Annotated in this window: 11 protein-coding genes; 5 read left to right on the top strand and 6 right to left on the bottom strand. The window is 44.0% G+C overall.

Annotated elements, in window-relative coordinates:
• Window positions 1–546 carry a phosphodiesterase gene (gene yfcE / locus AB4185_RS17120; protein ID WP_017068995.1) on the top strand — a complete coding sequence of 182 codons (546 nt, stop codon included), beginning with the start codon at window positions 1–3 and terminating at the stop codon, window positions 544–546.
• A gap of 24 nt (window positions 547–570) precedes the next feature.
• Here the strand turns inward: yfcE and AB4185_RS17115 are convergent, their stop codons facing one another.
• From AB4185_RS17115 to AB4185_RS17105, 3 genes are all read right to left on the bottom strand, one after another.
• Window positions 571–891, bottom strand: a complete 321-nt coding sequence (locus AB4185_RS17115) for a SelT/SelW/SelH family protein (protein ID WP_017062204.1) — start codon at window positions 889–891, stop codon at window positions 571–573.
• A gap of 135 nt (window positions 892–1,026) precedes the next feature.
• Window positions 1,027–1,542, bottom strand: a complete 516-nt coding sequence (locus tag AB4185_RS17110; RefSeq protein WP_102332546.1) for a regulatory protein ToxS — start codon at window positions 1,540–1,542, stop codon at window positions 1,027–1,029.
• Window position 1,543: 1 nt separating this feature from the next.
• A complete protein-coding gene (locus AB4185_RS17105) occupies window positions 1,544–2,455 on the bottom strand; it encodes a transcriptional regulator (protein WP_102332545.1) in 912 nt (303 codons plus the stop codon).
• Window positions 2,456–2,725: 270 nt separating this feature from the next.
• Here AB4185_RS17105 and htpG point away from each other — a divergent pair, with 270 nt between their 5' ends.
• The 3 genes from htpG to hemH all read left to right on the top strand — a co-directional run bounded on the left by htpG (window position 2,726) and on the right by hemH (window position 6,904).
• A complete protein-coding gene (htpG, locus tag AB4185_RS17100) occupies window positions 2,726–4,630 on the top strand; it encodes a molecular chaperone HtpG (RefSeq protein ID WP_017062201.1) in 1,905 nt (634 codons plus the stop codon).
• 389 nt (window positions 4,631–5,019) lie between these two features.
• Window positions 5,020–5,664, top strand: a complete 645-nt coding sequence (adk, locus tag AB4185_RS17095; RefSeq protein ID WP_017062200.1) for an adenylate kinase — start codon at window positions 5,020–5,022, stop codon at window positions 5,662–5,664.
• A gap of 277 nt (window positions 5,665–5,941) precedes the next feature.
• Entirely contained in the window at window positions 5,942–6,904 is a 963-nt protein-coding gene (gene hemH, locus AB4185_RS17090) for a ferrochelatase (RefSeq protein ID WP_372135693.1), read from the top strand.
• Between the two features lie 123 nt (window positions 6,905–7,027).
• Here the strand turns inward: hemH and AB4185_RS17085 are convergent, their stop codons facing one another.
• Window positions 7,028–8,425: a peptide MFS transporter gene (locus AB4185_RS17085; protein ID WP_017062198.1), complete on the bottom strand. Its 1,398-nt coding sequence runs from the start codon at window positions 8,423–8,425 to the stop codon at window positions 7,028–7,030.
• A 502-nt stretch (window positions 8,426–8,927) separates the two neighbouring features.
• Here AB4185_RS17085 and rfaH point away from each other — a divergent pair.
• Window positions 8,928–9,434 (top strand): transcription/translation regulatory transformer protein RfaH, encoded by a 507-nt coding sequence (gene rfaH / locus AB4185_RS17080; protein WP_017062197.1) that lies wholly within the window; start codon window positions 8,928–8,930, stop codon window positions 9,432–9,434.
• A 78-nt stretch (window positions 9,435–9,512) separates the two neighbouring features.
• Here rfaH and asnB read toward each other — a convergent pair whose 3' ends face one another.
• Together asnB and AB4185_RS17070 are read right to left on the bottom strand one after the other, a co-directional pair.
• Complete coding sequence (gene asnB, locus AB4185_RS17075; protein WP_017062196.1) at window positions 9,513–11,183, bottom strand: asparagine synthase B; 1,671 nt, start codon at window positions 11,181–11,183, stop codon at window positions 9,513–9,515.
• 235 nt (window positions 11,184–11,418) lie between these two features.
• Entirely contained in the window at window positions 11,419–13,005 is a 1,587-nt protein-coding gene (locus tag AB4185_RS17070) for a cation:proton antiporter (protein ID WP_372135692.1), read from the bottom strand.
• Window positions 13,006–13,054 lie beyond the last annotated feature (49 nt).

Here is a 13,054-nt window from a genome sequence, read left to right as displayed (position 1 = left end):
GTGAAATTATTTTTTGCTTCAGACCTACACGGTTCGCTGCCAGCAACAGAAAAGGTATTAGAACTCTACCAAGCATCTGGTGCGCAATATTTAGTTCTATTGGGTGACATTCTGAATCATGGACCAAGAAATCCGATTCCAGAAGGATACAACCCGCCGGCGGTTGCAGATAAGTTGAATGCGTTTTCTCAAGAGATCATTGCCGTTCGTGGTAACTGCGATAGCGAAGTGGATCAGATGTTGTTGTCTTTTCCAATGATGATGGATTACTCGTGGGTGCTATTAGAATCAGGCCAGCGTATCTTCCTAACGCATGGCCATTTGTACAACACCAATAAACGCCCTGCGTTGAAGGCGGGCGATATCATTGCACACGGTCATACCCATATTCCTGTCGCCGAATACCAAGATGACATCTTTATCTTTAACCCTAGCTCGGTGACATTCCCACGAGAGGGACACGCGGCAAGCTATGGCATCTATGAAAACAATACCTTCAAAGTCATTAGCCTTGAAGGTGATGTTCTCGTGAGTGGTCAGCTTTAAATCATTGGATCGGCTGTGAAAGGCTTATTTTGAGTCCACGTGGCCGAGATCTCTGTCTGGAGCAATGATGTTTCGTACTCTTTGCTTCAGAACTTTCGCCTCTGGAAAACCGTCATCTGCTTTTCTTTCCCAAATCTGCACACCATTACAAAAGATTTCGAACCTGCCTCCTGTGTCTGGGTGTAAGCTCACTTGTTCAATTTCTTCGCTGAAGGTATGCAGTAGCTCTTGGCATAACCAACTAGAGCGAAGCATCCAATTGCATTGACGGCAATAGTGTATCGCGATTGTGGCTTTTGTTGCTGTCTCTTTCGCTGGCGCCAGATTAGGTTGTTCCGTTTTCATGGTTAATCCTTAAAATGCTACATCCGTAATTTGATACCAACGGCTAACAAAAAAGGGGCTTCATGCCCCTTTTTTCTATTGGTTTACCGTTTCATGGTATTCAGCTATTCATAAACAGTAAATAGCGATCCAATCTTAGTTTGAAAACAATACGGTAGAACCATGATTTAAGCTAGTCAGTAGCAGTGCCTTCGGGTTAACAATATCTATGCGGCGGCTTTGCTCTGCGTCCATCTTAATGACTTGAGTGATCAGCTCTAGCTGTTCTTCTGAAAAGTCTTGGCGCTGAGCCGAGGTCACATCTTTAAACTCCGTTGGCGAAACCAGTAAGTAGTTATCGTTAATATCCCACTGACCTGTTTCTGATATGTTGATCACATTCGCAGGTGCAGTTTGAGTGCTGTACAGCCTAACCACTGACATTCTCAGGTACGTACCATTTGGTAGGTATTTCGCATTCGATGATAGTTCAACTCTACGCAGCGGGCCGATTGCATCAGCTTGCTTGTTGTCGCTAATCAGAGTCACCATTTTCGATTGCCACTCATGCTGAGTGAGCAAGCGCTCTACTTTTGCGTCGCTGCCCCAATATAACCAACCACTTAAGAATGCAGATAGAACCAGTAAAATAATCGATACTTTTAATTTCATGTTACTGACCACCGTTACAAATGTCGTTTACATCCGACTGGTTTGCGTAAATTCTTAGGGTTACATTTTCGCTAGAGTAATCTTGCGGGTGAATGTAGTTGAGGGCAAGGTTGTTGGTTTGTCCACCTGTTGCAATCACCTCAGTCGGTTTCAGCATGCCAGTGTGATTAGTGTTGTAGCGCAATACACACTTCTCTATCGCAGGGAGCCAACTACTGAGATCAGGATGATTGATTGGGGTTTGAATCTTTACACCATCCACTTCAGTCAATGTTCTGAACTCGGATTCTGCGGGGTTAGTAAACGTTAAAACCAGAATTGGCATGATGAAAGCCGCAAGCAATAACGAAAACGCTAACCACTTATTGGTGCCTTTAACCGGGGTAGCAGTTGGTGTTGTTGCTGGTTCCACTTCAACTTTGGTTTCTTGAAACTTTGTAATTGACTCGGGCTCGACAGCTTCAGTCATTGCTTCTTCGGTCATTGTAGGCGTTGCAAACGTTAAGATAGGTTCTACGTCATTTTCTGCAATTTCAGCCGCTGCTGGCTGATCATTTGATGAAAGTGGTGCAGAGCGTTCAACGGTTGCAATAAATTGGTAACCGCGCTTTGGTACTGTTTTTACGAATTCAGGAGATTTAGTCGAGTCTTTGAGCATCTTTCTCAGAGTCGATACGGCTTGCGTTAAGCTTGAGTCATCCACCTCAAAGCCTTGGTCTCGCCAAACATACTCATGCAATTCATTGCGAGTGATAACTTCATTGGGTCTTTCTGACAGCATCAGGAGAATGCGGCTTTCATTGCTACCAAGACGAACGACTTCACCGTCGCTCATTTGATCAACAAGTGAATTGCTGTTTGGGTCGAATACGAACCGCTGTGCGAGAATAAACTTTGTGCCGATATTGCTCATTGAATTCTTCTATTTTTGATTGTTTTGGGTGCGAAATAGACAAATCTCAGGTGAAGTTCCGTTAATTCTTCACCAAATCATGGCTTCTTTTATGTTCTTTTATATTTATCAGACTCAAGGATAATAAAAACAGATCAAAAAAACAGTGTTTTTATGATTTTTGACCTTGAATTTACATTTGTCATCCTCATGTTAATGAACAGAAGAGTGGCATCAAGTGTTACGCCCCTATGATTATTCAACATAAAGTATAGATGTTTTGGAGTAAAAATGAGCGAAACGGCAACGCAAAATAAAGAGACTCGTGGCTTTCAATCTGAAGTAAAACAACTACTTCATCTAATGATTCACTCACTGTATTCAAATAAAGAAATCTTTCTACGTGAGCTGATCTCTAACGCATCTGACGCGGCTGATAAGCTCCGTTTTCAAGCTCTATCGAACGGTGACCTTTACCAAGGTGATGCAGATCTAGGTGTAAAACTTTCTTTCAACGCGGAAGCAAACACGTTAACCATTTCTGATAACGGTATCGGTATGAGCCGCGACAACGTTATTGAGCATTTAGGTACGATTGCTAAGTCAGGCACTGCAGATTTTTTCTCAAAGCTGTCTGAAGACCAAAGCAAAGACTCTCAACTGATTGGTCAATTTGGTGTGGGTTTCTATTCTGCATTCATCGTCGCAGACGCGGTAACGGTTCGCACACGTGCAGCTGGCCTGCCGAACAATGAAGCTGTTCAGTGGCACTCTGCAGGTGAAGGCGATTACACAATCGAAGACATCACTAAAGAGTCTCGTGGTACTGACATCGTTCTGCACATGCGTGAAGACGGTAAAGAGTTCTTAAATGAGTGGCGTCTGCGTGAAGTGATTGGTAAATATTCTGACCACATCGGCATTCCTGTTTCTATCTTCACAGCAGTGAAAGATGACGAAGGTAAAGACACCGAAGAGAAACATTGGGAACAGATCAACAAGGCGCAAGCACTTTGGACTCGTAACAAGTCTGATATCGAGAAAGAAGAGTACCAAGAGTTTTACAAACACGTATCTCACGACTTTGCTGATCCACTAACCTGGAGCCACAACAAGGTTGAAGGTAAGAACGATTACACAAGCCTGCTTTACATCCCAGCGAAAGCACCTTGGGACATGATGAACCGTGACCACAAGAGTGGCTTGAAACTTTACGTGCAGCGTGTATTCATCATGGATGACGCAGAGCAGTTCATGCCATCTTACATGCGTTTCGTTCGTGGCTTGATTGACTCAAACGATCTGCCATTGAACGTGTCTCGTGAAATCCTGCAAGACAACAAGGTAACTCAGTCTCTTCGTGGCGCATGTACCAAGCGTGTACTGACTATGCTTGAGCGCATGGCGAAGAATGACAATGATAAGTACCTAGAGTTTTGGAAAGAGTTCGGCCTAGTATTGAAAGAAGGCCCGGCTGAAGATATGGCGAACAAAGAGAAGATCGCTGGTCTACTTCGTTTCTCGTCAACGGAAGTGGATTCTGCTGAACAAACCATCAGCCTAGAATCTTACGTTGAGCGCATGAAAGAAGGCCAAGATAAGATTTACTACCTGACAGCAGATAGCTACGCTGCCGCTAAGAACAGCCCACACTTGGAGCAGTTCAAAGCTAAAGGTATTGAAGTGGTTCTAATGTACGATCGTATTGATGAGTACGTAATGAACTACCTGACTGACTTCGACGGTAAACAGTTCCAATCGATCACTAAAGCAGGCTTAGACCTAAGCAAGTTTGAAGGTGAAGAAGAGAAAGAGAAGCAAAAAGAGACAGAAGAAGAGTTCAAATCTGTTGTAGAGCGCACTCAATCTTACCTAGGTGGTCGTGTTAAAGAAGTTCGTACGACCTTCAAGCTAGCAACAACACCTGCGGTTGTTGTGACTGACGACTTCGAAATGGGCACGCAAATGGCGAAGCTTCTTGAAGCTGCGGGTCAAGCGGCACCGGAAGTGAAGTACATCTTCGAGATTAACCCTGAGCACGCACTGGTTAAACAGATGGCTGACGAAGCAGACGAGCAAGCGTTTGGTCGTTGGGTTGAGTTGCTACTTGGTCAAGCGATGCTGGCTGAAAAGGGCTCAATGGAAGATCCGTCACAATTCTTGGGTGCAATCAACGAGCTACTAACAAAGCGTTAGTCTTTCGACTTTAGGTTAAGCCAACAATTACAATAAAAAGCTCGCAAATGCGGGCTTTTTTTTATGAACGTCGTTGAAAATTGACCTAACGTGGTCAACGTCACCGTTATCGTCACAACAAATGTTGTCGATGCATTCTTTAGTCGTAAATTCAGCCAAATTGAATATTAATGTGATAGAATGCTCGACCTAATCAGCTGGGGCTAAGAAGCGACTATCTCCAGTTGTATGATTTTTAAACGTTATACCGAAACTTACCGTTTTGCTTCTGTTCACAGTTTTGCTTAGCCTCAATGGTTACTTAACGCTTTCTGTTCATCCTAAAAATGAGCAAGAATGGAGGGATAGTGAGCTTCGGTATAAATCATAATTTTATAAGAGGATTAAACATGCGCATCATTCTTCTAGGTGCTCCTGGCGCGGGTAAAGGTACTCAAGCTAACTTCATCATGAACAAATTTGGTATCCCTCAAATTTCAACTGGTGACATGCTACGTGCTGCTATCAAAGCGGGTACTGAGCTTGGTAAGCAAGCAAAATCAGTAATCGACGCTGGTCAGCTAGTTTCTGATGAAATTATCCTTGGTCTTATCAAAGAGCGTATCGCTCAAGATGACTGTGAGAAAGGTTTCCTACTAGACGGTTTCCCACGCACAATCCCACAAGCTGATGGCCTAAAAGAAATGGGCATCGCTGTTGATTACGTTGTTGAATTTGACGTAGCTGACGATGTGATTGTTGAGCGTATGGCTGGTCGTCGTGCTCACCTTCCTTCTGGTCGTACATACCACACTGTGTACAATCCGCCTAAAGAAGAAGGTAAAGATGACGTAACGGGTGAAGACCTAGTGGTACGTGATGACGACAAAGAAGAAACAGTTCGTGCACGTCTAGGTGTATACCACGATCAAACAGCTCCGCTAATCTCTTACTACGGTAAAGAAGCTGAAGCAGGCAACACTCAGTACCTTAAGTTTGATGGTACTAAGCAAGTTGCTGAAGTTAGTGCAGAACTTGAGAAAGCACTAGCATAATTGGCTAACAGCCAGTTTTAGAATTTGATATATTGGAAGCGACCTTAAGGGTCGCTTTTTTTGTTTCAATTTTTAGTACGATACCAATCTAGATAATTTGATTGCACATGATTCAGAACGGTTCAGACCCGATGGCAGTGGCTAGCAATTGAGAGTGGATGTTGTGTATCTCATATGAAGAGTGATTATTCAGACTTTCATTGAGGCGCAATGATCTTAAACTTATGCAGATTAGTATATTACTTTCCAGAAAATCACATATTGGTCTCAGGTATCTATGGAAAATAATAAAAAGCAGGGTGTTTTACTGGTGAACTTAGGAACTCCAGATTCGGCGACCCCCGCTGGCGTTCGTCGATTTTTGAGTGAATTCTTACACGACAAGCGAGTTGTAAACCTAACGCGTTGGCTTTGGTGTCCTATATTACATGGGGTGATTTTACCGATTCGCTCGCCTAAAGTTGCTAAGCTGTATCAGTCTGTCTGGATGGATGAAGGCTCACCACTGCTTGTGTACTCTCAAAGACAAGCTGAAAAGCTCCAGAAGAAGCTAGAGATGCCTGTTGCACTGGGTATGACCTATGGCAACCCAAGCCTAAAGACTGGTGTTGAGCAACTGATGGAGCAGGGCGTTGAGGACATCATCGTACTGCCTTTATATCCGCAGTACTCTGGTACAACCACAGCGGCGGTTTCTGATGGTTTAACCAAAGCCTTTAAGCAGATGCCAGTTATCCCGAGCTATCGCTTTATTCGCAACTACTACGCGCACCCAAGCTATGCCAAAGCATTGGCTGAAAGCGTCCGCAGTCATTGGGATAAAAATGGCAGAGCCGATCATTTAGTGTGTTCTTTCCACGGTATTCCGAAGCGACTGGCTGATGAAGGCGATATCTACCCTCAGCATTGTGAAGCGACAACAAAGCTGCTTGCGGCAGAGTTAGGTTTGTCAGCGGACGATATCACAATGACATACCAATCGCGATTTGGTCGAGAAGAGTGGTTGAAGCCATACACTGACGAGACACTTGAATCACTGCCGAGTAAAGGCATCAAGAAGATCGACATTATGGCACCTGCCTTTTCGGTTGACTGTTTGGAAACGTTGGAAGAGATTTCAGACCAGTGTAAAGAGACTTTCATTGACGCTGGTGGTTCGGACTTTAGCTACATTATGTGTCTGAACGACAGAGATTCGCACATCGATATGATGGCAGAGTTAGTGGCGCTGTATCGCTAACAGATGCTGAGCCTTGATTATGACTTATCGTTAGCATTAAGGCGCATAATACAAATAACAAAAGGGCTGCTCATTGAGCAGCCCTTTTTGATCAGGATATTTCGTTTTGAAACAGCTTGAGAGTTAAGCCGCAGATGTCTCTGTTGCTTGCTTAGCTTTAGGCTCTGCTTCAAGCGTCATGTTGGTTTCTACGCCGTGCATCCATGACACAAGCTTACCAGCACAAAGCAGCAGTAATATGCCACTCACCGTTGCTGTGATAGCAATACCACTGAAGATTGACATAGCACCAAGCTCACCAACGTGAGAACCAACCAGGCCTGCCACGTAGTTTGCCACCGCATTGAAGCCAAACCATGCACCCATCATCAATGATGCTAGGCGAAGCGGAGCTAACTTAGTGACCAACGACAGGCCAATAGGAGATAGACAAAGCTCACCAAGGGTATGGAAGAAGAAAGCGCCGACTAGCCATAGCATTGATGTTTTCACTGTTAGGTCACCGCCTTGCTCCATTACCGCGCCCATCATGCACACAAAGCCCAGTGCTAAGAAGAACAATGCCATTGCAAACTTCACAGGAGAGTTGGGTTCACGCTTACCCAGTTTCACCCAGAACGCAGCAATGATTGGAGCAAGTGTAATGATGAAGAATGGGTTCAAAGATTGGAACCACGCAGCAGGAACTTCAAAGCCACCAATCATACGGTCAGTATATTGTTGAGTGTAGATGTTCATTAGGCCGCCAGCTTGTTCAAAGCCCGCCCAGAATACAATCACGAACAGACCCATGATAAGAATCACTTTTAGTCTGTCGAACTCTTCTTTGGTCAGTGGCGCTTTTTCTTTAGATTTGTTCAGTGCTTTCGCTCTTGCAGCAGCAGGTACAGAACCGATGTTGCCTAACCAAGACTGAGCCATTGTCACTTGCATGATCAAGCTAATAACCATACCAATACCAGCGGCTAGGAAACCTGCTTTCCAACCGAATGAATCGACAGCAGCACCTGAAATTAATCCACCAAGCAGCGCACCTAAGTTGATGCCCATGTAGAAAATGGTGAAAGCACCGTCACGGCGGTTATCGCCTTCTTGGTACAGATCGCCAACCATGGTTGAGATGTTCGGCTTAAACATACCGTTACCACTGATTAGCAGTGCTAAACCAAGGTACAGAGCGTTCACTTGGTCTAAACCGATGAAGCCGTTAGGTAGAGCCAGTGTAAATTGGCCAAGTGCCATTAATACACCGCCAATCAGAATTGATTTACGCTGACCTAGGTAGTTATCGGCAATCCAGCCACCAATTAATGGTGTGATGTAGACTAAACCGGTGTAAATACCGTAGAGATCGAGTGCGTCTTTCGTTGACCAACCCAGTCCACCGTTGAGGGTAGTGTCAGTCAAAAATAAGACAAGGATGGCGCGCATCGCATAGTAAGAGAAACGTTCCCATAGCTCTGTGCTAAAAAGTAGAAATAGGCCTCTAGGGTGGCCAAAGATGTTGTGGTTGCTTGGCATAAGTTTTACTAATTTTAGGTATTAAAAGATTTTATGGTCATTCATGTATACACAGTGGGATAAAAGTCTGCAATAGACGTATTTTATGGTTACGACAACTTGGTTTAGCTAAGGTATTGATATTAATCATCTTTACTTTTAATGTTGCCCATTTTAAGTGTGCTGCAAACTAATTTTCCAGATTTGAGCTGGTTGGTTAATAACCTTTATTAAAGTCGTGTTGAATAAAAATCTTTAGATGCATTGCTCTGGTGTATCATTTTGAGTTTAAAGGGAGTGGTGTGCTCATTAGGTGGGGGTATACATATGCTTACAACAATGAGTCTTTTGATCTCTAAATGATCTCTGTACAATGCTTAACCACTCCGACACCTATAACTTTTTGTTGATAAATTGGTCTGCTACGCATTATTTTTCGTTAGCAACGATTCATTTTATTAATGGCGATTCAACCGTTTTAGGCATGTGGTAAAATATCTAAAAATATAAAATGGCTAGTTAAATGAAACGTTGGTATTTGCTTTACTGTAAGCGTGGTGATCAAAAACGCGCTCAGCAGCACTTAGAGAATCAGGGGGTAGAGTGCTTTTACCCTCAAATAGAAGTCAAAAAGGTGGTGAGAGGGAAAGAAAAGCAGGTCAAAGAACCGCTGTTTCCGTCTTACATCTTTGTTCGCTTCGATTATGAGCAAGGTCCTAGCTTCACGACCGTTCGTTCAACACGTGGCGTTGTGGACTTTATTAAGTTCGGTTCACTGCCGCACGAGGTCCAAGGAGACTTGGTGTTTGAACTTAAAGAGTTTGAGAAGTGCTGCAGTAACGAAGTGGAAGATTGTTGTGTTGAGTTTGAATCTGGACAGGTAGTTAAGATTCAGAGTGGCCAATTTGCTGGGGTTGAAGCTATTTTCGATCAGAAAGACGGTGAGGCTCGATCGATTATGCTGGTGAAAATGATCAGCCAAGTCGTTCCAATCAGTATTGAGAACGAAGCACTACAAGCTCGCGCATAACTGCAGTAATAAAAATAGGCTTAAAACAAAAGGCGCATAATGCGCCTTTTTTAGTCTTTAGGATTTGTTCAAAACGCTCTAAGCGTTGTAAGCATCGTTGTGAACGGCTTGTACTGCACGGCCTGATGGGTCGACACAGTTTTTGAATGACTCATCCCACTCAATCGCTTTCGCTGATGAACAAGCAACTGAAGGACCACCAGGTACACACTCTGCCGCAGATTCTAGAGGGAATAGCTCCTCAAAGATTTCACGGTAAGCATAACCTTCTTTGGTTGTTGGCGTGTTGTAAGGGAAACGGAACTTAGCAGCTTCCATTTGTTGATCCGTTACTTTTGCTTCAGCCGTTGCTTTCAATGTATCAATCCAATCGTAGCCAACACCATCAGAGAACTGCTCTTTTTGACGCCATGCGATTGAATCTGGTAGGTAGTCTTCAAAACACTCACGCAGGATGTGTTTCTCCATCTTACCGTTACCGCACATCTTATCTTCAGGGTTCAGACGCATTGCGACATCGATGAACTCTTTATCCAAGAATGGTACACGGCCTTCAACACCCCATGCCGCTAGCGATTTGTTTGCACGAGCACAGTCGAACATGCTTAGAGCAAGCAGTTTACGTACTGTCTCTTCGTGGAACTCTTTCGCGTTTGGCGCTTTATGGAAGTACAGGTAACCACCAAAGATTTCATCAGCACCTTCACCTGAAAGTACCATCTTGATGCCCATCGCTTTGATCTTACGAGCCAGCAAGTACATTGGCGTTGATGCACGAATCGTCGTTACATCGTAAGTTTCGATATGGTAGATAACGTCACGGATTGCGTCTAGGCCTTCCTGAATAGTGTAAGTCATCTCATGGTGCACAGTTCCGATCTTGTCCGCAACTTCACGAGCAGCGATAAGGTCTGGTGCGCCTTCAAGACCAACAGCGAACGAGTGCAGTTGTGGCCACCAAGCTTCAGATTGCTCATCATCTTCGATACGCATTGCCGCAAAGCGTTTTGCAACTGCTGAAGTAATTGATGAATCCAGGCCACCAGATAGAAGTACACCGTAAGGAACGTCAGTCATTAGTTGACGTTTAACGGCTGCTTCTAGCGCTTCAGTCAGTTCTTCTTTGCTTGTGCTGTTGCCTTGTACCGCAGCGTACTCGTTCCAATCGCGGATGTAGTAGCGTTGAGGTTCAGCATCTTTCGAAGAGTAGAAGCTACCTGGAGGGAATTCACTGATCGTCTTACATACTTCAACCAATGCTTTCATCTCTGAAGCCACGTAGTAGTTGCCGTGCTCATCGTAACCTTGGTAAAGCGGGATGATACCAATATGGTCGCGGCCCACTAGGTACTCGTCTTTCTCTTCGTCGTATAAAACGAATGCGAAAATACCGTTAAGCTCTTCTAGAAGGTCTGCACCCATCTCTTGGTATAGCGCTAGGATAACTTCACAGTCAGAATCAGTCTGGAACTGGTACTTATCTTCATAGCGTGCACGAAGTTCTTTGTGGTTATAAATTTCACCGTTTACTGCAAGAATGTGCTTTTTGTCTTGACTGTATAGTGGTTGAGCACCACTGTTCAAGCCAACAATAGCAAGACGTTCATGAGCAAGGATTGCTTTTTCACCAGCATAGATACCAGACCAGTCTGGACCACGGTGACGAAGCTTCTTAGACATTTCTAAAGCAATAGGGCGAAGTGCTGCGGCATCACTTTTAATGTCGAGAATGCCAAATACTGAACACATAGAACTTCCTTTTAAATAATTTCCAAATCAACTGCATTCAATTTGCCATTCTGGCTAAAAAAAGCAACCGGATGTGAGCAAAAAAATAATATAAAGGGTGTTCTGTTAGAAATTATCTAATTTTTATGTGCTTTTGGTGTGTGGTGTTTAATTGCGGTTGGTTTTTTAAACAAAAACCTCTCAAAAGTGCGAAAAATAGGCAGTTTTGAGAGGTTTAGTTGAACACTGTCTAATACTAGATTTTATTGATATTTGGATTTAACTGTTCGCAAACGTGGCGAGCAAAACCACTACCCGCTTCGCTGTAAATGTTAAATGCCGCATCAACGCCATTCTCTTTCAGTGTTTCGAGTTGATCGGGATATTCAGCAATAGCCGCAATTTGGCCTTTAAAGTTACGTGACTTTAATTGTTCTAAAGCGGTTTGATTACCTTGGTGGTGAGGCATTGCCAAAATCACCAGCTTTACGTTTGCTGTATCTAGAATTCGCTCCCAGAAATCTGGGTCAGTCGCGTCGCCAGAAATCACGTTTCTGCCTTGGCTTCTGTGTTCGTGCGCGGCTTCTTCACGCACTTCTACACCTAGGCTGACCTTGCCATAGCGAGTACGTAATTCGTCATAAGCACCGGTACCAATTCGGCCCATACCTAGAATAAGCACTTGGGCACGACCAGGGTCAATTCGCTTATCACGTCGGTGAAGCTTTTCTGACGCATGCTCTTTTAGCCATTTACCTGACTGCTGATAAAGCTTATGACCAGCTCGGTTTAAAGGAGCAGCGATTAGAAAAGACAGTGAAACTGCAATGGCAACGGCAACTAAGATATCACCCGACATCCAACCCATCTTGAAGGCGAGACCACCAACGATGAGGCCAAACTCGCTATAGTTAAACAGTGATAGCGAGGCAAGTAGAGACGTTCGAACACGGAACTTGAAGCGGTTGAGTACCAAGAAGTAGAGAACACCTTTCACTGGCAGCATCAGCAAGAACAAGATTGCGAGCATAAAGCCTTGAATGGTTGGTTGCTCTGACAGACCAATATTCAAGAAGAAACAGACAAGGAAAAGTTCTTTAAGGTTAAACAGCGACTTTGATAATTCTGAGGCTTTTGGGTGACCAGCAAGTAACATACCTAGAACAAGAGCCCCCAAATCTGGTTTCACACCAACCAAATGGAATAAACCAGCACCGACGACTAATGCGAAGAAGATGCCGGAAAGAACCAGCATCTCACCGTGACCAACCCAATTGAGCACTTTGTAGAACAGTGGGCGTAATAAGGGTAGGGCAAACAGAGCAATTGCATACCACTCAGGTATTTTGCCCGTAGAAGCCGTTAAGAATACTACGGCGAAGATATCCTGCATGACCAAGATACCAATCGCTAACGTTCCGTAGGTCGCATTCATTTCGCCTTTCTCTTGCAGAGTCTTAACCGCAAATACAGTACTAGAGAATGAAAGAGCAAAACCGAGCAGAACGATCTGTTCTACCGACATGGCAGCTAGCGATGAAATACCTAAGAACTTAAAGCCAAACAGGGCGACGGCGAAAAACAGAGTGGACAAAAGGTTGTGGATTGTCGCGCCAGCCCAGATCTCTTTAGAGAGTAGGGTTTTGATATCGAGCTTTAAGCCGATAGTAAATAGAAGCAGCGTGACACCAAGGTCAGCTAAAGTAATGATGGTGTCATTGGTTTCAAAGCCAAAGGCAAAAAGCCCAAAGCCTGCAACCAAAAAACCAACTAATGGGGGAAGGTGACACTTTAAAGCAATAAATCCTGCGATAAACGCAGTGGATATTAATATAAGTTCCATAACTTGTTGTTGTAGTTCCCTAGCTTAAAAAAACGGGCCGTGTTTATAC

The organism is Vibrio sp. 10N.286.48.F5 (assembly GCF_041469785.1).
Classification (GTDB): Bacteria; Pseudomonadota; Gammaproteobacteria; order Enterobacterales; family Vibrionaceae; genus Vibrio; species Vibrio crassostreae_C.
Note: the sequence above shows the minus strand (reverse complement) of the source record. Positions and strands in the feature narration are given on the sequence as shown.